The following is a 21,874-nucleotide window of genomic DNA, read 5'->3' on the forward strand; positions in this document are numbered from 1 at the left end:
CGAACATAAGATCTGCTGCATGGAAATCGACCCGCGGCGGCTGCGGATCCTGCACGAGGTGTCCCGCAGAGGCGGCGTCATGAAGGCCGCTGAGTCGCTGCACCTCACGTCCTCGGCCGTCTCCCAGCAGCTCGCCCAGCTCGAACGGGAGGTCGGCCTCGCGCTGTTCGACCGGTCGCAGCGCAGGGTCACGCTGACCCCCGCCGGGCGGGTGCTCGCCGCGTACGCCGAGCGCATCGAGGAGCAGCTCGCCGAGGCGAGGCACGAGCTCAACCGCTTCGCCGAGCGGCTGTCCGGGCCGGTCACCATCGCGGCGTTCCCCACCGTGATCCGGCATCTGCTCGTCCCCGCGCTGCGCGAGCTGGCCGTACGGCACCCGCGGATCACACCGGTGATCCAGGAGCTGTTCGGGCCGGGCGCGGTGCAGGAGCTGCGCCTCGGCGGCGTGGACCTGGTCGTGACCGAACGGGACATGAGCCAGCCGGCCGCGTCGCTGCCGTCGATGTCGCGGCACCGCCTCTATGACGACGAATACCGCATCGTCGCCCCGCCGTCGTGGGACGAGGTGCCGGCCACCGTCGCCGACCTGGTGGACCTGCCGTGGGTGGCGGGAGTGCCCGACCAGGCGTGCGGGCAGGCGCTCGAACGGCTCGCCCAGCTCCACGGGTTCGTCCCGCGCCGCGTGCACCTGATCGCGGAGTTCCCGCCCGTGCTCGGGCTGGTGTCGGCGGGGCACGGGGTGGCGATCGTGCCGTCGCTGGCGCTGCTCGACGTGCCGCCGGGCGAGGTGGTGGTCACCGGCATCCGCGGCGTGGGCACCCGCAGGATCGAGGCGCTGACCAGGGTGAGCCGTACGACGTCGGGGGAGCCCGACGCCATGCAGGCCGTGGTGATCGAGGTGCTGCGCGAGGTGGCCGACGCGGTGGACCGGCGCGTGCGCGAGCTCAGCCGCGCCCCGATCGACTCGTCGCCCGCGTCCTGACCGACGCCCGCCCGCCGCCCCGCTCGGCTCGCCCGTGTCCTGACCTGCCGCCCACGGCCTGAGCCGCCGCTCGCTTCGTGATTTGCCGCCCGCCGCGCCGCTCGGCTCGCCCGCGTCCTGACCGCACCGCCTGCGTCCTGGCCTGTCGCGGGCCGGCCGGTCGCCGGACGCCTCAGTCGCTCACGTGGGGGCCGGTGATCCGTTCGGCCAGGCGGGCGAGACGCTCCCGCAGGCCGGGCCGCCGCACCTCCCCGGCCGCGCTGCTCACCAGGTGCTGCGCCGCGTCGAAGCTCAGGACGGCCCCCTCGGCCGGTATGGCGATTGAGTCGTGGGCCAGGGACTCCAGCTCGGGGTCGCCGCCGTCGATGGCGAGGATCGTGGCGCCGGTGCGGCGGGCGTCGTCCACGCGTTCGAGCAGGGGCACGGGCGCCCGCTGCTCGGCGACCACGAACAGCGTCTCGCCCCGGCCGGCGCTCCGCAGCCGCTCCATCCCGACCCGCAGATGGGCGGGCGCGCCGGGTGGCGGCGCCCAGCGGACCAGCGTGGGGGAGAGCTGTGCGAGCCCCGACAGCCGGGCCTCGTCGGACAGGTGGGCGGTGACGTGCCACGGCTCGTCCTCGGGGGTGCCGACCACGAGAAGCCCTCCGGGCGATCGGGTGGCCCGCAGGGCCAGACCGAGCTCCCGGGTGCGTTCGAGCCATCCGGTGGAGGCGAGCACCTCGCGCAGCAGGTTCACCGATGCGGCGTCCATGACCGTTATGGTGCCTGACATGAACGCGTGAGTCCCGCCAATCGGGTCCGTACTTCGAAGACCGCCCTCGCGAGAGCCGGTGGGGACGCCGCGACGACCTGCTGGCATGATCTGATTCATGGTTGAGCACACCACCGCAGACCTGCCCGACGTCTCCGCGCTGACCATCGGCATCCTGGGCGGCACCGGCGACCAGGGCAAGGGACTGGCCCGCCGGTTCTCGCTGGCCGGGCATACCGTGTTGATCGGCTCGCGCAGCGCCGAGCGCGCGCAGGAGGCGGCCCGCGAGATCGGCGTACGCGGTGCCGCGAACGCCGAGGTGGCGGCCGAGGCGGACGTCGTGATCGTCGCGGTGCCCTGGGAAGGGCACAAGGCGCTGCTGGAGTCCCTGCGCGAACCGCTCGCCGGGAAGATCGTCGTGGACTGCGTCAACCCGCTCGGCTTCGACAAGCAGGGGGCGTACGCGCTGCCGGTGGAGGAGGGCAGCGCGGCCCAGCAGGCGGCGGCGGTGCTGACCGGCAGCCGGGTGGTCGCGGCCTTCCACCACGTGTCGGCGGTGCTGCTGCTCGACCCCGCGGTGGCCGAGATCGACCTCGACGTGCTCGTGCTCGGCGACGACCGCGAGGCCACCGACGTCGTACGCGCGCTCGCCGGCCGCATCCCCGGCGCGCGCGGGATCTACGCGGGCCGGCTGCGCAACGCCCACCAGGTCGAGGCGTTCACCGCGAACCTGATCTCGATCAACCGCCGTTACAAGGCCCACGCCGGAATCCGGGTCACCGACGTGTAGCCATCCGCGCTTCGATTGATCGACGGCCGGCCGGCCGTGGACGGGGAGAAGCGTGTCACGTGGCGGTGGCACAGCCCGGCGTTGCTGTGCGCCACGACGGCGAGCGGCCCGCGTGGCGTGCTCGCCGTCACCTCGCTCACCACCCGCGGCCAGTAGGGCGGCGGACCGGCCGTCACGCCGGTCAGCCGCGGCACCACGGCGGTGTGCCCGCGCGCCCGCAGGGTCTCGGCGACGGGGGTCCAGGTCGAGGGGCCGACGGAGGGGCTGTGCACGAGGAGGAAGCCGACGTCCATTCCCTCATCCTCGCCATGGGCGACCGCGGCGGACGCCTTCTCCGCTCGCCGCGTAACCGGTCGTCGGGTGTCTAACCTGACAAGAACGGCCTTTCTAGGTAATTGTGGACGCCATGAGCTCCTTGCATCCGGAAACGCGCGTCGTCCATCTGCCCCGGCCCACGCCGGAGGCCAGCACGCCGATCTCCATGCCGATCTACCAGACCTCGGGATTCGTCTTCGACGACCCGGCCGTCTTCGCCGACGGCATGGGGCGGCCCGACGGGGCGTACGTCTACGGCCGGCTCTCCAACCCCACCGTGCGGGCGCTGGAGGAGGCGGTCGCCGGCCTTGAGGGCGGCGTGGCCGCCGTGGCCACCGGCTCGGGCATGGGGGCGATCAACGCCGTGCTGCTCGGCCTGCTGAAGTCGGGCGACCACGTGATCGCCCAGTCGGCGCTGTACGGCGCCACCGCCCAGACGCTCGCCGACCTCGCGGAGCGCTTCGGCGTCGAGGTCACCCGCGTGCCGGAGGACGACCCCGAGGCCGTACGCGCCGCCGTGCGGCCCACGACGAAGCTGCTGTATCTGGAGACCATCGCCAACCCGATGACGCAGGTGGCCGACCTGCCGGGGATGTGCGCGGCGGCGCGCGAGGCCGGGATCCTCACCGTGGTCGACAACACCTTCGCGTCGCCGGTCCTGTGCCGCCCCATCGAGCACGGCGCGGACATCGTCGTGCACTCCGTGACCAAGTATCTGTCCGGGCACACCGACGTCGTCGGCGGGATCGCCGTGTTCGCCTCCGAGGACGTGTATCGCCGGGTGTGGTCGTACGCGGTGGAGCTCGGCGCGACGACCGACCCGTTCGCCGCGTGGCTGACCCTGCGGGGGATGCAGACGCTGCCGCTGCGGATGGAGCGCCACTGCGCCAACGCCCGCGTGCTCGCGACGCGGCTCGCCGAGCACCCGGCCGTGGCCGCGGTCCACTGGCCGGGCCTGCCGTCCCACCCGTCGCACGAGCTCGCCACCAAGCTTCTGCCGGACTTCGGCGGCGTGTTCTCCTTCGACCTCGCCGGAGGGCGTGCCGCCGGAGAGGCGTTCATGCGCAACGTGCGGCTCGCACTGCTCGCGCCCTCGCTCGGCGGCGTGGAGACCCTGATCCTCCACCCGGCCACGACGTCGCACCGTACGGTGAGCGCCGAGGGCCTGGCCGCGGCGGGCATCGGCGAGGGGACGGTCCGGGTGGCCGTGGGCATCGAGCACGCCGAAGACCTGTGGGCCGACTTCGCCCAGGCGCTCGACGCGATCTGAGGGGTTTCACGGGAAGGGCGGCCGCGGCGTGCGCGGCCGCCCTTCGTGGTGTCAGCGGTAGGTGTGCTCGGGCCGGGGGAAGGCGCCGGAGACGACCTCGTCGGCGTACGCGCGGATCGCCCGGTCCATCTCTCCGGCCAGGTCGAAGTACTTCTTCACGAACTTCGCGGGCTGCGGGGTGAGCCCCATGAGGTCCTGCCAGACGAGGACCTGCGCGTCGGTGTCGGGCCCGGCCCCGATGCCGACCGTGGGGATGCTCAGCGACGTGGTGACCCGCTGGGCGAGGTCGGCGGGGACGCATTCCAGCACGACGGCGAAGGCGCCCGCGTGCTCCAGCGCCTTGGCGTCGGCCATGATCTCGTCACCCGCCTGCCCGCGGCCCTGCACCCGGTAGCCGCCGAAGGCGTTGACCGACTGGGGGGTCAGGCCGATGTGGGCCATGACCGGGATTCCGGCCGACACGAGCATCTCCACCTGAGGGAGGACCCGGTGGCCGCCCTCAAGCTTGACGGCGTGCGCGCCGGCCTCCTTGATGAAGCGGGCCGCGGTCTCCAGGGCCTGCTGGGGTGAGGCCTGGTAGGAGCCGAACGGCAGGTCGGCCACGACCATCGCCCGCGACGAGCCGCGTACGACCGCGGCGGCGAGCGGGATGAGGTCGTCGACCGTGACGGGCAGGGTCGAGTCGTAGCCGTAGACGACCATGGCGGCCGAGTCGCCCACGAGCATCACCGGGATGCCCGCCTCGTCGAACACTCGCGCGGTCATGGCGTCGTACGCGGTCACCATCGGCCACTTCTCGTGGCGTTCCTTGGCCGCCGCGATGTCGCGGACGGTGACTCTGCGCCCTGCGGCCCCGCCGTAGAGGGCGGGCTTGGACACAACGGAAACAGAGGACATGGCTACCTCCAGGCCTCGTGGCGCCCCTGTGGCGTCCCCGGACAGTCAGATCATTGCATGCCGCCATGGGCTGGAACACCCCCATACGGGCGCCGTAATCCGGGCGCCGACGAGTGGGACTAAAGGGACGAAAGAGGCGACCCGGCGGCAGAAATGTCCGAGCCACCCGGCACAATGCCATGCGGAGGTAAGGAACCACGATGGCTTTTGATCGTTACAGGCAGGTGCTCGCCCTGCCGGGTGTGCGGGCGTTGCTGCTGGTCGGCATGATCGCGCGAATTCCCCTCACCGGCACCGGCATGACGCTGACCCTGCATGTGGTGAACGACCAGAAGCTCGGGTTCTTCCAGGCGGGCCTGGTCGGCACCGCCTCCATGGCGGGCGCCGCTGTCGGCTCGCCGCTCGTCGGCCGGTTCGTCGACCGGCGCGGGCTGCGGCCGGTCATGGTCGTGACGACCCTCGTGCAACTGTGCCTGTGGTGCGTCGCGCCGTCCATGCCGTACGCCGTGCTGCTGCCGGGGGCGCTGATCGGCGGGCTGTTCAGCCAGCCGGTATTCGGGACCATCCGGCAGTGCGTGGCCGCGATGGTGCCGAAGGAGAACCACCAGACCGGCTTCGCCCTCGACTCGATGGGCGTGGAGCTGTCGTTCATGGTCGGGCCCGCCCTCGCCGTCGCGAGCGTGACGGCGTTCGGCAGCGCCGCGACGATGTACGGCGTGGCCGCCGGGCTGGTGGGCTCGGGAGTGGCGCTGTATCTGCTCAACCCGCCCACGCGGTCGGCGGAGGAGGTGGCGGGGCAGGAGGTCCACGTCCCCCGGCGGCAGTGGCTGCGTCCCGGCCTGCTCGCCCTGCTCTGCCTGGTTTCCGGGCTCACCTTCGTGCTCACCACCACCGAGCTGAGCGTGGTGGCGATGCTCAAGGCGGACGGCGCGACCGCCTGGACCGGGCTGGTGCTCGCGCTGTGGTGCGCGTACTCGCTCGTCGGCGGGTTCGTGTACGGCGGGCTCTCCAGGGGGCTGTCGCCCGGGCTGCTCGCGGGCGGCCTGGCGCTGCTGACCGTGCCCGTGGGGCTGGTCGGCGGGGGCTGGGGCTGGCTGTGCCTGGCACTGGCACCGGCCGGGCTGCTGTGCGCCCCGGCGCTGTCGTCCACCGTGGACGCCGTCAACCGGCGCGTCCCGGCGGCGGCGCGGGGTGAGGCGATGGGCCTGCACGGCACCTCGCTGACGATAGGAGGAGCCCTGGCCGGGCCCCTCGCGGGCGGGCTCCTGGACGCCCATGGCCCGGTCTGGGCCTTCGCCGTGTCCGGAGCGGTCGGTGTGGCGCTGGCCCTGCTCACCACCCTGGTCAGGCGCGACGCCCCGGTCGCCGTCCTCGTCCCGGCCGGATCGCGTGACGCGGCCGGGCCGGATCACGCGAACGGTCTCGGCGTGGCGGCCGGGGCGGACATCGCGACGGGGCCGGAGCGTGTGAGCGGTCCTGGTGCAGTGCCGGGGGCGGACATCGCGGCCGGGCCGGACGCCGCGACGCCCCTGCCCACCGCCGCGCGCGAGTAGGAGCGGTGGCTACTCCCGCGCGCGGGGTAGGCGTGGTGTGTGCTCCGGCGGGGGAGCGGGCGTGATGCGTGCCCCGGCGCCGGAGCAGGATCGGGCGCCCTCCCGCCGGCGTGTGGACCGTGCCGGATCGGGGGATTGAAATACGCCCCGGAGTGGGAATAGAACCGGCCCTCGCGTTGATGTAAAAGGGGCGCGGTCGTCCCTCGGGGCGGCCGGCGAAGGCGTCCGCCGCCTGCTCCGGGTGGCTGCGGGCGGTCCGCTCCGGGGTGGCGTACGCCTGCTCGGCGGGGCCGTGAGAGACGCCATCGCGCCTCCGGGTGCGCCGGATGGCGCGGCCGCCGGGGACGCGCGACACGAGGGTCGGCGCCTCGGCCGAGCATCTTGAACCCAACTGACCAGCGGATATGGCGGCACCGATCCGGATTATGAAACGGTCCCGTTGCGTATCGGAATGACCAGCGCTACGCTTGCGTTGCGAAACTCGGTCGTATCGAAATCATGGGGGAATCAGTGGAAGCTTCGGCAGAAGCTCATACAGGGCACCCACGCCGGTGGCAGGTCCTCGGTGTGATGGTGTTCAGCCTGCTGGCCGTCGTCCTCGACAACACCATCCTCAACGTGGCGATCAAGACGATCGCCGATCCCGTCCACGGGCTGGGCGCGACCCAGAGCGAGCTCGAATGGGCGATGAACTCCTACACGCTGGTGTTCGCCGGCCTGCTGTTCACCTTCGGCGTGCTGGGCGACCGCTACGGGCGTAAGCGGATGCTCATGGCGGGCATGGTCCTGTTCGGCCTGGCCTCCCTGGCCAGCGCGTACGCGCAGGACCCGATGCAGCTCATCGCGGCGAGGGCCCTGATGGGCCTCGGCGGGGCCGCGATCATGCCGGCCACGCTGGCGATCATCTCGAACGTCTTCCCGATCCACGAGCGGGGCAAGGCGATCGGCATCTGGGCCGGCGGCGTCGGCATCGCCGTGGCGATCGGCCCGATCACGGGGGGCCTGCTGCTTGAGCACTTCTGGTGGGGCTCGGTCTTCCTGGTCAACGTGCCCATCGTGATCATCGGTCTCGCGCTGATCGCCGGGATCGTGCCCGACTCCAAGGACCCGAACAAGACCGGTCTCGACCCGATCGGTGTGCTGCTGTCCATCATCGGCCTGATCGCCCTCGTCTACGGCATCGTCCGGATCAGCGACCTCGGCACCGTCGCCGACGTCTCGGTCATCCTGCCGTCGCTGCTGGGCATCGCGATCCTCGCCGCGTTCGTCTGGTACGAGAGCCGGATCGACCACCCCGCCTTCGACGTGCGCAACTTCCGCAACGCCGGCTTCTCCACCGCCATCGCCACCGTCGGCCTCGTGTTCTTCGCGGCCATGGGCGTGATGTTCTTCCTGGCCTTCTACTGGCAGATCGTCCGGAACTACTCGCCGCTGCAGTCGGGGGCGCTCGTGCTGCCGTTCGCGGCCGCTCAGCTGATCTTCGCGCCGCAGAGCGCGCGCATGGTGCAGAAGTACGGCGCCCGCGCCGTCGGCACGGTGGCCATGCTCGTCATCACGCTGGCCCTGGCGTGCTACTCCTTCGTGCAGGTGGACACCCCGATCTGGGTCCTGCTGGCCCTCGGCTTCATCCAGGGTGCCGCGATGGCCAACATCATGCCCCCGGCGACCACGGCCATCATGAACGCGCTGCCGCGTGAGAAGGCCGGCGTGGGCTCCTCGATGAGCAACGTCGTCCGGCAGGTCGGCGGCACGCTGGGCATCGCCATCCTGGGCGCGGTCCTGTCCGCGAGCTACCGCAGCGACATGGAAGACAAGGTCACGGCCCTGCCGGAGCAGCTCCGCCACGTCGTCACCGAGTCCATCTCCGGCGCGGCCGGTGTCGCGGAGAACCTGGGCCCGCAGGGCGCGAAGCTGCTCGACGCCGCGAACGCCGCGTTCGTCACGGGCGTTCACTGGGCGGCCCTCGGCTCGGCTCTCGTCGCCCTCATCGGCACTCTTGTGGTGGCCCGCTGGATGCCGGGCAAGGCTTCGGTCAACGCCGCGGTCGACAAGGCTGAGATCGAAAAGGAAGCGGCGGTAGTGTGAACTGGTCATGAAGACGCAGCAGACGGCTGAGGGGGTGGCCCGCCCGGCGGGCCGCCCGCGCAGCGAGAAGGCGGAACGGTCGATCATCGAGGCCACCCTCGAACTGCTCGGCGAGGGCATCGGTGTGTCGGAGCTGTCCATCGAGTCGATCGCCGGCCGCGCCGGTGTCGGGAAGACCACGATCTACCGCAGGTGGTCCAACAAGGAAGACCTGGTGGTGGACGCGCTGGCGACGCTCAAGCGGCCGATCCCGCTGCCGCAGGGCGGAACCGTGCGAGACGACCTGGTGACCTACCTCCGGGTGATCCAGGAGGAGTCCCTGCACCATCGCACGCGCTGCATCATGAACATCGCCATGAGCGACTCAGAGCGGCATCCCCGGCTGGCGGAGCGGTTCCGCGAGCTTGCCGTGGAGCCGCGCAGGGCGGTCGTGACGGCGGTTCTGCGGCGTGGGATGGAGACCGGGGAGCTGCGTGCGGACCTCGACATCGACATGGCGCTGGCACTGCTCAGCGGGGCCATGATCTGGTCCACGAAGTGGTCTCACTCGGACCAGCCCGATGCCAGCCTCCCCGAGCGGATCGTCGACGAGGCGCTCAAGGGCTTCCGCCCTCGCAACTCCGAGCAGTGACCCGTCTTTCCACCCCCGAGCTGTAACCTCGTCCCTCGACCCCCGAGCTGTGACCCGGCTCCCGAGCCCCGGGCCGTGATGCGGCCCCTCGCCTCCGAGCCATGACCCCGGTCCGTACGGCAGACGGCCGTACGGACCGCCCCGGTCACCGTCGTGCACCGCCGTCCTCGTGATACGCCACGCACGAAACGGCGCATCGAACGGCGCATCGAACGGCGCACAGAGCCGCGTATCGAGCGGCGCGACGGAACCGAGCGCGGAACGGTGCCTCGACCGGTGTGCGGAGCCGAGCGCTGAGCGGCGCACGGAGCGGCGTGACCGACGCGAGCGCTAAGCGGCGCGACGAAGCGAGCGCGGAGCGGCGCATCGAACGGGTGCGTCGCGCTGGGCATCCTCATGGGATGCCGGGTACCACTGGCGGGAAATGGACGCGAGGGCGGGCGGCTGTCTGCCGACGACGCCGTCGGGGCGCAGTTCCCGGCACATCCGGACGGCCTGCGCCCCGTCGGGCGCGGTCGCGACCACGGCGAAGTCCGGCTGGCTGCCCAGCAGTTCGGCGAAGCCGGTGCGGACGACCAGATGGTCGTCGGCCACCACGACACGGATCGGCGTCCCGCCGGTCACGGACATCCTCCCGCAGAGCCGGCGGGTGCGGCAGGGCCCCACCAGCGGTCAGGACCGTCGGCAGCACCGGAGGCCTGGAAATCATCGGCATCCGGAAGCCGAGGGAGACACGCCTCCACGACGAAACCGCCGCCGGCCGCGGAGCCGATGCACAGTTCGCCACCAACGGCGGCGGCCCGTTCCCGCATCCCGGTCAATCCGTGGCCGGCCGATCCGCGAGCAGCCGATTCGTGTTCGGTCAATCCGTGCCGGGCCGCCTCATATCGGGCGGATTCGTGATCGGCCAATCCATGACCGGCGAAGGTGTGACCAGCTGATTCATGACCGGCCGATTCTTGCCCGGCGAGTACGCGACCAGCCGGTCCGCGAGTAGCCGATTCGTGTTCGGCGAATCCGTGACCGGCCATGCCATCGGGCACGCGCGCGTCTCCGGACGGGACGGCTGCACCGGGCATCACGGCGCCGCCCGGCACGCCCAGGCCGTCGGACCCGCCGGTGCCGGTCGCCGTGCCCGAGGAGAACGGAATGCCTGGGCCGTTGTCCCGTACGCGCAGCCGCAGAGCGTCGCGGGTGTAGTGCAGTTCCACGTCCACGGCGGCGCCCGGCGCATGCCGCCGGGCGTTGGTGAGCGCCTCCTGGATGATGCGGTAAGCGGCGAGTTCGACGCCGGGATCGAGCACGGCGGGGGAGCCGCTGAGAACGAGGCGCACGGCGGTTCCCGAGGCGTCGCGCGCCTCGTCGAGCAGCGCGTTCAGCTCGGTCAGCCGCAGGCCGGGCTGCGGGCGCAGATCCGCCGCCCGTTCCCGGTCGTCCTCACGCAGCACGCCCAGCAGGCGCCGCATCTCGGTCAGCGCCGAGCGGGCGGTGTCGCCGATCGCCCGCAGCCGCTCCGCCCCGGCGGACGGCATGCCCGGCACGGCTACCCGGGCCGTCTCCGCCTGTACGGCGACCATGGAGATGTGGTGGGCGACCACGTCGTGCAGCTCCCGGGCGATGCGCGCCCGCTCGCCCCGTGCGGTGTGCTCCAGGAGGGTGCCGGCGATGACCTGCCGGGCGGCCCGGTTGTCCGCGGCCTCATCGGTGGCCCGCCGGGCGACTCCGGCCAAGGTCGCAGCCGGGGCGATGCACGCAAGGAGCAGGACGAGGACGCGCGTTTCGCCCTCCACGGGAACGAGCATCGCCACGCCTCGGGGCAGGGTCCAGGCGGGCAGGCCGAGCAACGCCGCCACGACGTACGGCGCGGCGAGCAAGAGGCCAAGCCGCCGCGCTCCGGTGACACCGAGCCGGTGGAGGCAGACCACCACGACGGCCGCGCGGCGACAGTGAGCGTCCGGAAGGCCGTGAACGACAGCACGCCCGCCGCGCCGACGACCAGGGCGGCGGCCGTCGGCCGGGTCCGCAGGAACACGACCGGCACCGTGGTGGCCAGGGCGAGCAGGCCGAACGCGACCAGACGCAGCGCGGCCCCGCCGGGATCGGCCCCCGGGCCGGTGAGCGCCACGACCACCGTGCTCGGGCCCGCCGGGGTGCCCGGAGTGCTCGCGCCCATGCCCACCGGTGCGGTCGAGCCGTGCCCGAACAGGGGTGGTGTAGTCGCGGCGGGTCCGAACGAGAGCGGCGTCGCGCCGCGGGCGTGCGCGACCGCCTCGGCCAGCGCGAGCAGGGCAGCGAACACACCCAGCGCGGCGGGCGCGTACGTAGTGCCGACGACATAGGCGCGGAAGAAGGAGACGCGGAAGGGAGACACCCCGCCTTGCGCTCGGAGGGCGGAGATCGCTCCCCGCCGTGACGCCGCGCGTTCCCGCCACCGCCTAGCCTGCCGGGCATGCGAGCGGCCATCGAAGTAATCGGACTGCGTAAGCGCTACGGCCGCACCGTGGCGCTGGACGGGATGTCCTTCACGGTGCTGCCGGGCCGGGTCACCGGTTTCGTCGGGCCCAACGGCGCGGGCAAGTCCACCACGATGCGGGTGATCCTCGGGCTCGACACGGTCGACGAGGGATCCGCGCTGGTCGGCGGCCGGCCCTATCGGAGCCTGCGGGCCCCCCTGTGCCAGGTCGGCGCCCTGCTGGACGCCGCCGCCCTGCAGCCTTCCCGTACGGCACGCAACCACCTGCTGTGGCTGGCCCACTCCCAGGGGCTGGGCGCGCGGCGGGTCGACGAGGTGGTCGAGCAGGTCGGGCTGGGGGCGGTGGCGCGGCGCAGGGCGGGCGGGTTCTCGCTCGGCATGCGGCAGCGTCTCGGCATCGCCGCCGCGCTGCTCGGGGATCCGCCCGTCCTCATGCTGGACGAGCCGGTCAACGGCCTCGACCCGGAGGGCATCGTGTGGATCCGCACCCTGCTGCGGTCCCTGGCCGCCGAGGGACGCGCGGTGCTGGCGTCCAGCCATCTGATGAGCGAGATGCAGGACTTGGCCGACCACCTCGTGGTCGCGGGCCGGGGGCGGGTGGTGGCGGACATGAGCGTCGCCGACATGGTCGCCGCCGCCTCCGACGGGCGGGTCACGCTGCGGACGACCGCGCGTCCGGAGGCGATGGAAGTGCTGGCCCGCGCTGGCGCCAGGGTGGCCGTCCAGGACCGCGACACGCTCACCGTCTCCGGGCTGGAGGCGGAGCGGATCGTCGCCCTGCTCGGCGCGAACGGCGTGCCGTTCTCCGAGGTCGCCGCGCATCGCGCGTCGCTGGAGGAGGCGTACATGGAGCTGACCCGGGACGCGGTCGAGTTCCGCGCCACGACCCCCCGAGCCACGACCCCCCGGGACGGGACGGCGACATGATGACGGACCCCACGACAGTCATGGAGACGAACGGGCGCGACGGCTTCCGGCACCTGGTGCGCGCCGAGTGGACCAAGTTCAGGACCGTACGCGGTTGGGTGGCCGGCATGGCCGTCGGCGTGGCGCTCGTTGTGGCCCTGGGGCTGATGTCCGCGGCGGGCACCACGCCTCCTGCGGCATGGGCGATGTCGAGACCGCCTGCACGCTCACGACCGGGCCGGGTGGCGAGGCGGTGAGCGACCGATTCTTCTTCGTGCACCGCCGGCTGGACGGGGACGGCTCGATCATCGTGCGGGTCGACTCCATGACCGGGCGGATCCGGCTCCCCGACGCCACCCCCGGGGTGCGCAACGTCGTGGCCGGAGTCGTGCCGTGGGCGAAGGCCGGGATCATGGTCAAGGACGGCGTCCGGGAGGGCGCGTCGTACGCCGCGGTCATGGTCACCGCCCGGCACGGCGTGCGGATGCAGCACGACTTCACCGAGGACGTCGCGGGCGGGCCCGGCGGCGTCTCGCCGGGGTCGCCGCGCTGGCTGCGGCTGACCCGGTCCGGCGGCACCCTGACCGGCTACGAGTCCGTGGACGGCAGGCGGTGGACGGTGGTCGGCACGGCCCGCCCGGCCCGGCTGCCGGCCACGGTGGAGGCCGGGATGTTCGTCGCCTCCACGGGAGACCTGACGGTGAGCAGAGGGAATCTGGGCGGCGCCTCCGTCCAGGTCCGGTTCACCGAGGCGACCGCCGTCTTCGACCAGGTCCGGGTGGAGGGCCGGGCGGGCGGCACGTGGAGCCACGAGGACGTCGGCGTGACGTACGAGCCCGACGGCAGCACGCCCCATCACCCGGGCCGCTTCACCGAGTCGGGCGGCACGTTCGCGATCACCGGGGTCGGCGACGTCGCACCGAGCACGGACGGCATGCGGATCGAGAGCACGCTCTCCGGCCTGGTCGCCGGGCTGGTCGCGGTGATCGTGGTGGCGGTGCTGTTCGTCACCGCGGAACACCGGCGGGGCCTGTTCCGCACCACCCTGCTGGCCGCGCCACGGCGGGGCCGGGCGTTCGCCGCCAAGACCGTGGTCATCGGCGCGGTGGCCTTCGCCGCCGGCCTGACCACCGCCGCCCTCACCGTTCCCCTCGGCGCGCGCATCCTCCAGGCGAACGGCAACGCCGTCCTCCCGGCGAGCACGTTAACCGAGCTGCGGGTCGTGGCCGGTGTCGGGGCGCTGACGGCCGCCGTCGCGATCCTCGCCCTCGCCTGCGGCGCCCTGGCGCGGCGCGGTGCGGCGGCGGTCGCCGCGGTGGTCGGGCTCGTCGTGGTGCCCCACATTCTCGCGACCGCCTCCGTCCTGCCCCTGGGCGTGGCGCGGTGGCTGCTGCGGCTCACTCCGGCGGCCGGGTTCGCGGTGCAGCAGAGCGTGCCGGAGTACGCGCAGGTGCTCGGCTACTACAGCCCCCAGGGCGGCTACTATCCGCTGCCGCCCCTCGCCGGGCTCGCCGTGCTCTGCGGCTACGCCGCGCTCGCCGTGCTCTGCGGCTACGCCGCGCTCGCCGTCGTCCTGGCCGCCGTACGCATGAGCCGGGCCGACGCATGAGCAGGGGCCGGCACGTGAGCAGGGCCGAGACGTGAGCAAAAGGCGACACGTGAGCAAAAGCGACACGTGAGCAAGGAGGACGCGTGAGACGCGAGCTTCGCGCGGAGTGGACCAAGACGCGCACCACATCGGGCGCGGCGTGGCTGACGGCCGCCGTCGTCGGGCTCACCGCCGCCGCGAGCGCCGCCGTGGCCGCGACCGTGTCCTGCCCGGCGGCGGGCTGCGACCAGGACGTCCCCCGGCTCGGCCTCGCCGGAATCCAGGCGGGCCAGGCGGCCGTGGCCGTCCTGGCCGTGTTCGCGGTCACCGGCGAGTACGGCACCGGCATGATCGCGACGACGTTCGCGGCGATGCCACGCCGGGGCCGGGTCCTGGCCGCGAAGGCCGCCGTCCTCACCGGCCTGACACTGGCCGCCGGGACGGTCGCGGTGCTCGCGTCCGTGCTGGCGGCACGGCTCATCCTGCCGGGCAACGGGTTCACGGCCGCCAGCGGTCACCCGCCGCCGTCCCTGGCCGACGGCCCGACGCTGCGGGCGGCGGCGGGCACGGCGCTCTACCTCGCGCTGATCGCCCTGCTCAGCCTCGGCGTCGCCACCGCCGTTCGGGACTCCGCGACCGCGGCAGGCGTGGTGTGCGGCCTGCTGTACGTGCTGCCGCTCATCGCGCACATGGTCGCCGACCCGGGCCGGCGGCGGCTGCTCTGGCAGGCCACGCCGGCGAACGCCGGGCTCGCGGTCCAGACGACCACGCGCCTGGACGACCTTCCGCTCGGCCCATGGGAGGGCCTCGGCGTGACGGCCGCCTGGGCCGCCGCCGCGCTGCTCGGCGCCTGGCTGCTGGTCCGCACGCGTGACGTGCGGACTTAGAGGCGCTCGCGCCAGCGGGTGGTGATGGGCAGGCGGCGGTCGCGGCCGAAGTTCTTGGGCGTGATCTTCGGGCCCGGCGGGTACTGACGGCGCTTGTATTCGGCCTGGTCGACCAGGCGGATGATCTTCGTGACCAGCTCGGGATCGTGACCGGCCGCGACCAGCTCGTCGCGGCCCATGTCCCCTTCCACGTAGTCGCGCAGCAGCCGGTCGAGCACGTCGTACGGCGGGAGCGAGTCGGTGTCGCGCTGGTCGGGCCGCAGCTCGGCGCTCGGCTCCTTGGTGATCGAGTTCTCCGGGATCGGAGGCCGCCCCGGCTGGGCGTTGCGCCACTCCGCGAGCTTCCAGACGACGCTCTTGAGCACGTCCTTGATCGGGGCGAACCCGCCCGCCGAGTCGCCGTACAGGGTGGAGTAGCCGGTGGCCAGCTCGCTCTTGTTGCCGGTGGTCAGCACCAGGTGACCGTGCTCGTTCGACAGGCTCATCAGCAGCATGCCGCGCACGCGGGCCTGGAGGTTCTCGGCCGCCAGGCCGTGCAGCTCGATCTCCTTCTCGAACGCCGCGACGATGTCGGCGATCGGCACCATCTGGGAGTGGACCCCCTGGCGGCGCACCAGCTCCTCCGCGTCGGTGATCGAGTGGTCCGAGGAGTAGCGCGAGGGCATCAGCACCACGTGCACCCGCTCGGGCCCGATCGCGTCGGCGGCGATCGTGGCGACGAGGGCGGAGTCGATGCCGCCGGACAGGCCGAGGATGACCGAGCGGAAGCCGTTCTTGCGCACGTAGTCGCGCACGCCGAGCACCAGCGCCTGGTAGATCTCGGCCAGGTCGTCCAGCCGCTCGGCGACGACCGGCGTCTCCGGCTCGTACGGCTCGACCGGGGCGGCCGACAGCAGCACCCGCTCGACCGTGATGACCGTGCCGTCGTGCGCGTCGTGGCGCGACTCGCCGGGCTCGCCCGTGCCCTCCGGAAGCTCCAGGTCGGTGACGAACAGGTCCTCCTCGAACTGCGGCGCGCGGGCGACCAGCTCCCCGGAGGCGTCCACGACGAGCGAGTCGCCGTCGAAGACCAGCTCGTCCTGCCCGCCGACCATGTTCACGTACGCGAGCGCGCAGCCCGCCTCGCGGGCCCGCCGCGCGCACAGCTCCAGCCGCACGTCGTCCTTGTTCGTCTCGTACGGCGAGCCGTTGGGGACGACGAGCAGGCCGGCGCCGGCCTCGGCGACCACCGACACGGGACCGCCGTCCTGCCACAGGTCCTCGCACACGGCCACGGCGACGTCCACGCCGTGCAGGCGGAAGATCGGCAGGCGGTCGCCGCGCACGAAGTAGCGATACTCGTCGAACACCCCGTAGTTCGGCAGGTGGTGCTTGGCCGACTTCGTCACCACCCGGCCCTCGTGGAGCAGGGCGACCGCGTCGAGCGGGGCGCCCTTGGGCTGGCCCACGCGCGGGGCGAGGTCGGCCCGGTCGAGGTAGCCAACCACGACGGGGAGATCGCCGAGCCCCTCGTCGGCGAGCCGCGTCGCCGTCTTCGACAGCGCAGTGATCGACGCCTCCACGAACGACGAGCGGAGCACCAGATCCTCGGCGGGATAGCCGGTCAGGAACATCTCGGGGAACACCACGAGGTGAGCGCCGCGCCCGGCGGCCCTGCGGGTCCACTCGACGAGCATGTCGGCGTTGCCGGCGATGTCACCGACGACCGGATTGGTCTGGGCGAGAGCGATACGCAGTTGAGCCACGGTCCCACCCTAAAGTGTCCGATTTGTTGTCGTCAAAGCGACGATAAGGGTCAGGCGTCGCGCGAGCCGGGGCTGACCAGCCCTCTTTCGTACGCGAGGACCACGAGCTGGGCGCGGTCGACCAGGCCGAGGCCACGCAGCAGCGTGGTGACCTCGTCGGCGACCTCCTGCTCCGGCACGGCCAGCGTCATTGCGATCTGCCGGTTGGTGAAGCCCCGGGCGACGAGCTTGATCAGGTCGATGTCGGAGTCGGACAGCCCTTCCGGCGCCGCCGGGTCGCGCCGCCCCGCGAACGCCGCGATGAGGTGCGTGGTGACCGCCGGGTCGAGCAGCGCGTCGCCCGCCACGGCCGCCCGGACCGCCGCGATGAGCTGCTCGGGCGGCGAGGTCTTCAGGACGAAGCCGCTCACCCCGGCCCGCAGCGCCGCGTAGAGGTTCTCGTCGGTGCCGAAGGTGGTCATCATGATCACCTTTGGCGGCGCCTCCGCCGCGAGGATCCGCCGGGCCGCCGCCAGGCCGTCCAGGCGCGGCATCTGGATGTCCATGAGCACCACGTCGGGCCGCACCGACCGGACGAGCGCGATCGCCTGCTCGCCGTTCTCCGCCTCGCCGACGAGGTCGAGCCCCGGCTCGCTGTCGAGGATCACCTTGAGACCGGTGCGCACCAGCGCCTGGTCGTCGGCGATCAGCACCCGCAGGGCCGCCGGGCCGGAGGCCGCACCCGACGCCCCCACCGGCACGGACGGCGCGGACGGCCCGTCCGGCGGCGCGTCCGCGGCCGGACCGGGGGCGTCCAGATGCGCCGCCTGGACGAGGATGTCCTGCTCCAGCCGCTGCAGGGCCGGGCCGAGGTCGAGCCCGAGCTCGTCGCGCAGCGCCACCCGGGCCCGGCGCAGCGCGCCGAGCGCGTCGCCCTGCCGCCCGGCACGGTAGAGCGCGAGGGCCAGCAGCCGCCAGGCCTCCTCCCGCAGCGGATGCGCCGACGCATGCGCCTCCAGGTCGGGGATCATCGGGCCCGTACGGCCCAGCCGCAGGGCGGCGTCCGCGCGGCGCTCCACGGCGAGCAGGCGAAGCTCGTCGAGCCGCGTGGCCTCGGTCTGCGCCCAGATCAGCTCCTGGAACCCGGCGAGCGCGGGCCCGCGCCACAGGGCGAGGGCCGCCTCCATCCGCTGCAACGTCGCGGCCGGGCCTTCGTGGTCGCTCTTGACCAGGTGCTCGAAGTGCCAGCAGTCCACGTCCTCGACGGCCGCCCGCAGCGCGTAGCCGGGCGGGGCCGACACCAGGACGCCCGCCTCCTCGCGCGGTGCGCGGTCCGGTTCGAGCGCCCGCCGCAGCCGGGAGACGTACCCCTGGATCGTGGACAGCGCCTGGGCGGGCGGCTCGCCGGGCCACAGCTCGTCGATCAGCACGCTCACCGGCACGGCGCGTCCTGCGGCCACGATCAGCCGGGCGAGCACGGCCTGTTGCCGCTGGCCGCCCAGGTCGAGCGTCTCGCCGCCGGAAACCGCTTCGAACGGTCCAAGGGCACGAAAAGTCACCATCGCACGGTAAGCGTAGAGGCAGTGGCGATCACGGTCGCGCCGAGCGGCTCTCGGTTGGGTCGCGAGGCCGGCTGCTGGTGCTCAGGCGGTGAGCGGGAACCGGGCCTCGACGACCGTGCCGCCGGTCTCGGCGGCGGTGACCACGCAGTTTCCGCCCAGCTCGGCGGCGCGCTCGCGCATCGAGGACATGCCGACTCCCGCGCGCGGCCGGGCGGGCGGGCCGACGCCGTCGTCGGCGACCGTCACCCGCAGCTCGCCGCCGCCCCCGGCCGGGTGACGCGTGACGACCACCTCCGCGCGGGTGGCCCGTGCATGACGGCGCACGTTGTTGAGCGCCTCCTGCACGATGCGATAGACCGCGACCTCCACGGCGGCGGGCAGCCCCGCGAGGTCGCCGTCCACCCGCACCGCGATGTCCTCGACGCCGTCCGTCCCGGCGGGCAGCGTCTCCTCGGCCAGTGCGCGTACGGCTCCCTCAAGCCCCAGGTCGTCGAGGGCCGGCGGCCGCAGGCCGTACACGAGCTCGCGGATGTCGCCGGCCACCGCGTCCATGCCGACCCGCAGGTCGTGCAGCAGGGCGTCGGCCGTCTCAGGGGACCGTTCCAGGCTGTGGCGGGCCATGTTGATCGTCATCGCCATCGCCCCGAGCGTCTGGCCGAGCCCGTCGTGCAGGTCGCGGCGCAGCCGCCGCCGCTCCTCCTCGCGGGCGGCGAGGATGCGCTCGCGCGAGCGCTGGAGGTCGGCGGCCATCCGTACGGCGTGGGCGACGTCGGCCACATAGGGGAGCAGCGTGGACAGCACCCGCTCGTCGTGGGCGGCGGCGAACCGCCGTGCCCCCGGCGGGCCGACGAGCAGCCGGCCGACCGGCTCGCCGTGCCAGACGAGCGGCACCTCGCGCGGCGACGGCCCGGCCTGGCCGCTCTCGACATAACGCGGCCTGCCGCCGGCGACCTCGACGGCGACGCCCTCCACGGCCAGGCCCTCGCGCACGACCGTCACCACCGACGCCAGCGCGTCGGCGGGGCCGGCCCGCCGCACCTCCTGCGTCAGCCGTTCGGCGAGCAGCGCCGGATCGCCCACCCTGCCGTAGAGGGCACGGTCGACCACACGCTGCAGGACGCGGCGCAGCGGCTGGAAGAACGCCCCGGCGAACAGCGCCGCCACGAGGCCGCCCACCTGGTGATATCCCGACACGACCAGGCTGGAGACCGCCCCGGCCACGAAGTAGACGACGCCGATCGCGCCCAGGAGCCCGGCGGCGACGAACGTCCGGCTGATCACCGTGTCGATGCCGTACAACCGGTAGCGCAGCGCCGCGAAGAGGATCGCGAACGGGATGAGCGCCGTCCACAGCGTCGCGGGCAGCCACATCGCGGGGCCGAGCAGGTAGAACGCCACGTACACGGCGAAGACGGACAGCGGCCAGGCGATCTGCCGGCGCGTCACCGGGTCGGCGCGCCGCAGCCGGAGCGCGAGCGAGGCCAGCGCCGCCACCACGCATGCCTGGATCACGTACTGCAGGACGTCCCACACCGGGACGTAGTAGGGGATGAGTGCCCTGACCTGCAGCGGGTTATGGATCACCGCCGGCCAGGGGTAACCGGCGGGATCGGGATCGGGTCGCAGCAGGCTCAGGACGACCTCGGCTGCGGTGGCGACAGAGCCGGCGGCGACGACCACGCGCCAGCCGCGGGAGGGGAGCGTCCCGGTGGGGGAGTAGAGCGGAACCATGACCGCCAGCAGCAGGCCGGACACCGCCCAGCAGGTCACCTGGACCGCCCGGGCCGCGACGGCCGCCCCCATGTCGCCCTGCGAGGCCCAGTGGAACATCAGCGCCGTGAAGGCGACGTTGCCCGAACCCAGCAGGCCGCCCGCCCAGATCAGCCAGGCCATGCTGAGCCGGGGCCGCTGGGACACCAGGAACGCTCCCGTGAGCGGGAACGTGAGCGCGACGCCGAAGTCCGGCGTCAACGGGGGGTGCGGCTGCCACTCCTCGGGGATCCGGACCTGGACCAGCACCCCCGCGAGGGTCAGGACCAGCGCCAGGCCCGCCATCGCCCAGGCCGCCGCCCGCACGGGAAGGGCAGGGGGGTTCTCGTCCATGCTGCGATGGATTATGTCCTGTCCCGATCCAGTTCGACCAGGAAAGTCGAGAGGAGCGGGCCGGCGTCTCCCATCCGGCCCGGTTTACGCCGTTTGAGCGGATCGGCGGCGTATGGCGCGGCCGATGAGGAGCTGGCCCACCGCCGCGAGCAGGCCGAAGGCGCCGAACAGCGGCCACACCAGTCCGGGGGCGGCGGCCAGCAGCCGGGTGCCCACGAGGGGCGCGAGCAGGGTGCCGGCCGACCAGGACAGGCCGTACAGGCCCGAGTAGCGCCCGCGCAGGTGGGGCGGCGCGAGCGCCGCGACGATCGCCCCCGGGATCCCGGCCGTGAGCACTTCGCCGAGCGTCCAGACGGCCACGGCCGCCGCGTGCCCGGCCGCCGACGACGCCAGGGAGGTCACCGCGAACCCGACGCCGACGAGCGCGAACCCCGCCGCGAGCACCCTGGACGAGTCGAACCGGGCCAGCCACGCGTTGGTGAGCGGCTGGACGACCACGATCAGCAGGCCGTTGACCGCCATCGCCATGCCGTACGCGCTCGTGGGCAGCCCCTGACCGGTCATGGCGAGCGGCAGCGTGGTGTAGCCCTGCAGGTAGACCAGGGAATACACCAGGTTGCCCACGACGAAGGCCAGCATCAGCCGGTCGCGCAGCACGTCGGCGAACCGGCCGGGCTGCGCGTCCTCGCGGGCCGGGCGGGTCTCCGGGATCGCCCGCCACACGAGGAGACCGAAGATCAGGCAGGTCACGGCGTCCACCCAGAACAGCACGGTGAAGCCCGAGTGGGCGAGCCAGCCGCCCGCGACCATGGCGACCGAGAAGCCGAGGTTGATGGCCCAGAACAGCAGCCCGAACGCCCTCGGCCGGTCCTCCGGCGACACCAGGTCGGCGACGATCGCCTGCGAGGCCGGGCGGTAGGCGTCCACCACGATGCCCAGCACCAGCATGCCCACGACGAGCCCCGGCACGCTGGTGGTGTAGCCGAGCACGATCATGGTGACGGCCGTGGCGACCATGCCGCCCGTCAGCGTGATCCGGCGCCCGAGGCGGTCGGTCAGCCATCCGGCGACCGGCTGCGACAGCAGGGACCCCAGGCCGAACATGGTCATGACCAGCCCGGTGGTGGCGAGCGAGACGCCGCGCGCCTGCGTGAGGTAGATGCCGATGAACGGCTCCACCATCGTGCCGAGCCGGTTCACGAACGTTCCGCCGAACAGCACCCAGAACGGCCGGGGCAAACCCCCGACCTTCGACTGGATGAAGCCGGTCCTGCTGATCACTGTGGTCACGTCGTCCACCCTTGGACACCGGGGCCGCGCCGTGCCAATCTTTTAGCCCTGGCTGAAACATCGGGGG

At 73.0% G+C, this 21,874-nt stretch carries 20 protein-coding genes; 11 read left to right on the forward strand and 9 right to left on the reverse strand.

Translation table 11 applies throughout. The features are described from left to right. Positions 1-19 precede the first annotated feature (19 nt). Positions 20-982, forward strand: coding sequence for a LysR family transcriptional regulator (locus OHB01_RS23030; RefSeq protein WP_142644834.1), 963 nt, complete (start codon positions 20-22; stop codon positions 980-982). A 172-nt stretch (positions 983-1,154) separates the two neighbouring features. Here OHB01_RS23030 and OHB01_RS23035 read toward each other — a convergent pair whose 3' ends face one another. Continuing rightward, on the reverse strand, positions 1,155-1,733 hold the full coding sequence (locus OHB01_RS23035) for a hypothetical protein (RefSeq protein WP_185948898.1): 579 nt from the start codon (positions 1,731-1,733) through the stop codon (positions 1,155-1,157). 118 nt (positions 1,734-1,851) lie between these two features. On the opposite strand from OHB01_RS23035, the gene npdG reads away from it, so the two are divergent. Next, positions 1,852-2,523 (forward strand): NADPH-dependent F420 reductase, encoded by a 672-nt coding sequence (gene npdG, locus OHB01_RS23040; protein WP_142644835.1) that lies wholly within the window; start codon positions 1,852-1,854, stop codon positions 2,521-2,523. Here npdG and OHB01_RS23045 read toward each other — a convergent pair. Continuing rightward, positions 2,484-2,816: a hypothetical protein gene (locus OHB01_RS23045; RefSeq protein ID WP_142644836.1), complete on the reverse strand. Its 333-nt coding sequence runs from the start codon at positions 2,814-2,816 to the stop codon at positions 2,484-2,486. The genes npdG and OHB01_RS23045 overlap by 40 nt on opposite strands. A 113-nt stretch (positions 2,817-2,929) precedes the next feature. On the opposite strand from OHB01_RS23045, the gene OHB01_RS23050 reads away from it, so the two are divergent. Continuing rightward, entirely contained in the window at positions 2,930-4,108 is a 1,179-nt protein-coding gene (locus tag OHB01_RS23050) for a trans-sulfuration enzyme family protein (RefSeq protein WP_142644837.1), read from the forward strand. A 51-nt stretch (positions 4,109-4,159) separates the two neighbouring features. On the opposite strand, the gene panB is transcribed toward OHB01_RS23050, so the two are convergent. Continuing rightward, entirely contained in the window at positions 4,160-5,005 is an 846-nt protein-coding gene (panB, locus tag OHB01_RS23055) for a 3-methyl-2-oxobutanoate hydroxymethyltransferase (protein WP_142644838.1), read from the reverse strand. A gap of 200 nt (positions 5,006-5,205) precedes the next feature. Between panB and OHB01_RS23060 the strand changes: the two genes are divergently transcribed. From OHB01_RS23060 to OHB01_RS23070, 3 genes are all read left to right on the forward strand, one after another. Beyond that, positions 5,206-6,558 carry an MFS transporter gene (locus tag OHB01_RS23060; RefSeq protein WP_328853964.1) on the forward strand — a complete coding sequence of 451 codons (1,353 nt, stop codon included), beginning with the start codon at positions 5,206-5,208 and terminating at the stop codon, positions 6,556-6,558. 570 nt (positions 6,559-7,128) lie between these two features. Next, positions 7,129-8,643 carry an MFS transporter gene (locus tag OHB01_RS23065; protein ID WP_142645201.1) on the forward strand — a complete coding sequence of 505 codons (1,515 nt, stop codon included), beginning with the start codon at positions 7,129-7,131 and terminating at the stop codon, positions 8,641-8,643. A gap of 7 nt (positions 8,644-8,650) precedes the next feature. After that, entirely contained in the window at positions 8,651-9,274 is a 624-nt protein-coding gene (locus tag OHB01_RS23070; protein ID WP_142644840.1) for a TetR/AcrR family transcriptional regulator, read from the forward strand. A gap of 330 nt (positions 9,275-9,604) precedes the next feature. Here OHB01_RS23070 and OHB01_RS23075 read toward each other — a convergent pair whose 3' ends face one another. Further along, complete coding sequence (locus OHB01_RS23075) at positions 9,605-9,898, reverse strand: hypothetical protein (protein WP_328853965.1); 294 nt, start codon at positions 9,896-9,898, stop codon at positions 9,605-9,607. Further along, on the reverse strand, positions 9,895-11,148 hold the full coding sequence (locus tag OHB01_RS23080; protein ID WP_328853966.1) for a sensor histidine kinase: 1,254 nt from the start codon (positions 11,146-11,148) through the stop codon (positions 9,895-9,897). The genes OHB01_RS23075 and OHB01_RS23080 overlap by 4 nt, the downstream gene beginning before the upstream one ends. 90 nt (positions 11,149-11,238) lie before the next feature. Between OHB01_RS23080 and OHB01_RS23085 the strand changes: the two genes are divergently transcribed. From OHB01_RS23085 to OHB01_RS23105, 5 genes are all read left to right on the forward strand, one after another. Beyond that, positions 11,239-11,613, forward strand: coding sequence for a hypothetical protein (locus tag OHB01_RS23085; RefSeq protein WP_328853967.1), 375 nt, complete (start codon positions 11,239-11,241; stop codon positions 11,611-11,613). A 110-nt stretch (positions 11,614-11,723) separates the two neighbouring features. Next, on the forward strand, positions 11,724-12,674 hold the full coding sequence (locus OHB01_RS23090; RefSeq protein WP_328853968.1) for an ABC transporter ATP-binding protein: 951 nt from the start codon (positions 11,724-11,726) through the stop codon (positions 12,672-12,674). Next, a complete protein-coding gene (locus OHB01_RS23095; RefSeq protein WP_261985621.1) occupies positions 12,671-12,910 on the forward strand; it encodes a hypothetical protein in 240 nt (79 codons plus the stop codon). Before OHB01_RS23090 ends, OHB01_RS23095 begins: the two co-directional genes overlap by 4 nt. After that, positions 12,907-14,262 (forward strand): hypothetical protein, encoded by a 1,356-nt coding sequence (locus OHB01_RS23100; protein WP_328853969.1) that lies wholly within the window; start codon positions 12,907-12,909, stop codon positions 14,260-14,262. Before OHB01_RS23095 ends, OHB01_RS23100 begins: the two co-directional genes overlap by 4 nt. Before the next feature lie 83 nt (positions 14,263-14,345). Then, positions 14,346-15,128 carry an ABC transporter permease gene (locus tag OHB01_RS23105; protein WP_328853970.1) on the forward strand — a complete coding sequence of 261 codons (783 nt, stop codon included), beginning with the start codon at positions 14,346-14,348 and terminating at the stop codon, positions 15,126-15,128. Here the strand turns inward: OHB01_RS23105 and OHB01_RS23110 are convergent. The 4 genes from OHB01_RS23110 to OHB01_RS23125 form a co-directional block, all read right to left on the reverse strand. Further along, positions 15,125-16,873: an NAD+ synthase gene (locus tag OHB01_RS23110; protein WP_142644845.1), complete on the reverse strand. Its 1,749-nt coding sequence runs from the start codon at positions 16,871-16,873 to the stop codon at positions 15,125-15,127. The two genes, OHB01_RS23105 and OHB01_RS23110, sit on opposite strands and share 4 nt — an antisense overlap. Positions 16,874-16,923: 50 nt before the next feature. After that, positions 16,924-18,414, reverse strand: coding sequence for a BTAD domain-containing putative transcriptional regulator (locus OHB01_RS23115; RefSeq protein ID WP_142644846.1), 1,491 nt, complete (start codon positions 18,412-18,414; stop codon positions 16,924-16,926). An 81-nt stretch (positions 18,415-18,495) separates the two neighbouring features. Beyond that, positions 18,496-20,517, reverse strand: coding sequence for a sensor histidine kinase (locus OHB01_RS23120; protein WP_147942253.1), 2,022 nt, complete (start codon positions 20,515-20,517; stop codon positions 18,496-18,498). A gap of 84 nt (positions 20,518-20,601) precedes the next feature. Next, the gene (locus tag OHB01_RS23125; protein WP_221889843.1) at positions 20,602-21,807 is read right to left on the reverse strand and encodes an MDR family MFS transporter; all 1,206 of its coding nucleotides are present in this window, start codon (positions 21,805-21,807) and stop codon (positions 20,602-20,604) included. Positions 21,808-21,874: the final 67 nt, after the last annotated feature.

It is taken from the genome of Microbispora hainanensis, assembly GCF_036186745.1.
In the GTDB taxonomy this organism is placed as follows: Bacteria; Actinomycetota; Actinomycetes; order Streptosporangiales; family Streptosporangiaceae; genus Microbispora.

What these genes read in the sequence shown, in the direction of transcription:
- OHB01_RS23070 (WP_142644840.1), top strand. Translation starts at nt 8,651, where the DNA reads ATGAAGACGCAGCAGACGGCTGAGGGGGTGGCCCGCCCGGCGGGCCGC.
- OHB01_RS23090 (WP_328853968.1), top strand. Translation starts at nt 11,724, where the DNA reads ATGCGAGCGGCCATCGAAGTAATCGGACTGCGTAAGCGCTACGGCCGC.
- OHB01_RS23065 (WP_142645201.1), top strand. Translation starts at nt 7,129, where the DNA reads ATGGTGTTCAGCCTGCTGGCCGTCGTCCTCGACAACACCATCCTCAAC.
- panB (WP_142644838.1), bottom strand. Translation starts at nt 5,005, where the DNA reads ATGTCCTCTGTTTCCGTTGTGTCCAAGCCCGCCCTCTACGGCGGGGCC.
- OHB01_RS23115 (WP_142644846.1), bottom strand. Translation starts at nt 18,414, where the DNA reads ATGGTGACTTTTCGTGCCCTTGGACCGTTCGAAGCGGTTTCCGGCGGC.
- OHB01_RS23035 (WP_185948898.1), bottom strand. Translation starts at nt 1,733, where the DNA reads ATGGACGCCGCATCGGTGAACCTGCTGCGCGAGGTGCTCGCCTCCACC.
- OHB01_RS23030 (WP_142644834.1), top strand. Translation starts at nt 20, where the DNA reads ATGGAAATCGACCCGCGGCGGCTGCGGATCCTGCACGAGGTGTCCCGC.
- OHB01_RS23095 (WP_261985621.1), top strand. Translation starts at nt 12,671, where the DNA reads ATGATGACGGACCCCACGACAGTCATGGAGACGAACGGGCGCGACGGC.
- OHB01_RS23060 (WP_328853964.1), top strand. Translation starts at nt 5,206, where the DNA reads ATGGCTTTTGATCGTTACAGGCAGGTGCTCGCCCTGCCGGGTGTGCGG.
- npdG (WP_142644835.1), top strand. Translation starts at nt 1,852, where the DNA reads ATGGTTGAGCACACCACCGCAGACCTGCCCGACGTCTCCGCGCTGACC.
- OHB01_RS23050 (WP_142644837.1), top strand. Translation starts at nt 2,930, where the DNA reads ATGAGCTCCTTGCATCCGGAAACGCGCGTCGTCCATCTGCCCCGGCCC.
- OHB01_RS23045 (WP_142644836.1), bottom strand. Translation starts at nt 2,816, where the DNA reads ATGGACGTCGGCTTCCTCCTCGTGCACAGCCCCTCCGTCGGCCCCTCG.
- OHB01_RS23120 (WP_147942253.1), bottom strand. Translation starts at nt 20,517, where the DNA reads ATGGACGAGAACCCCCCTGCCCTTCCCGTGCGGGCGGCGGCCTGGGCG.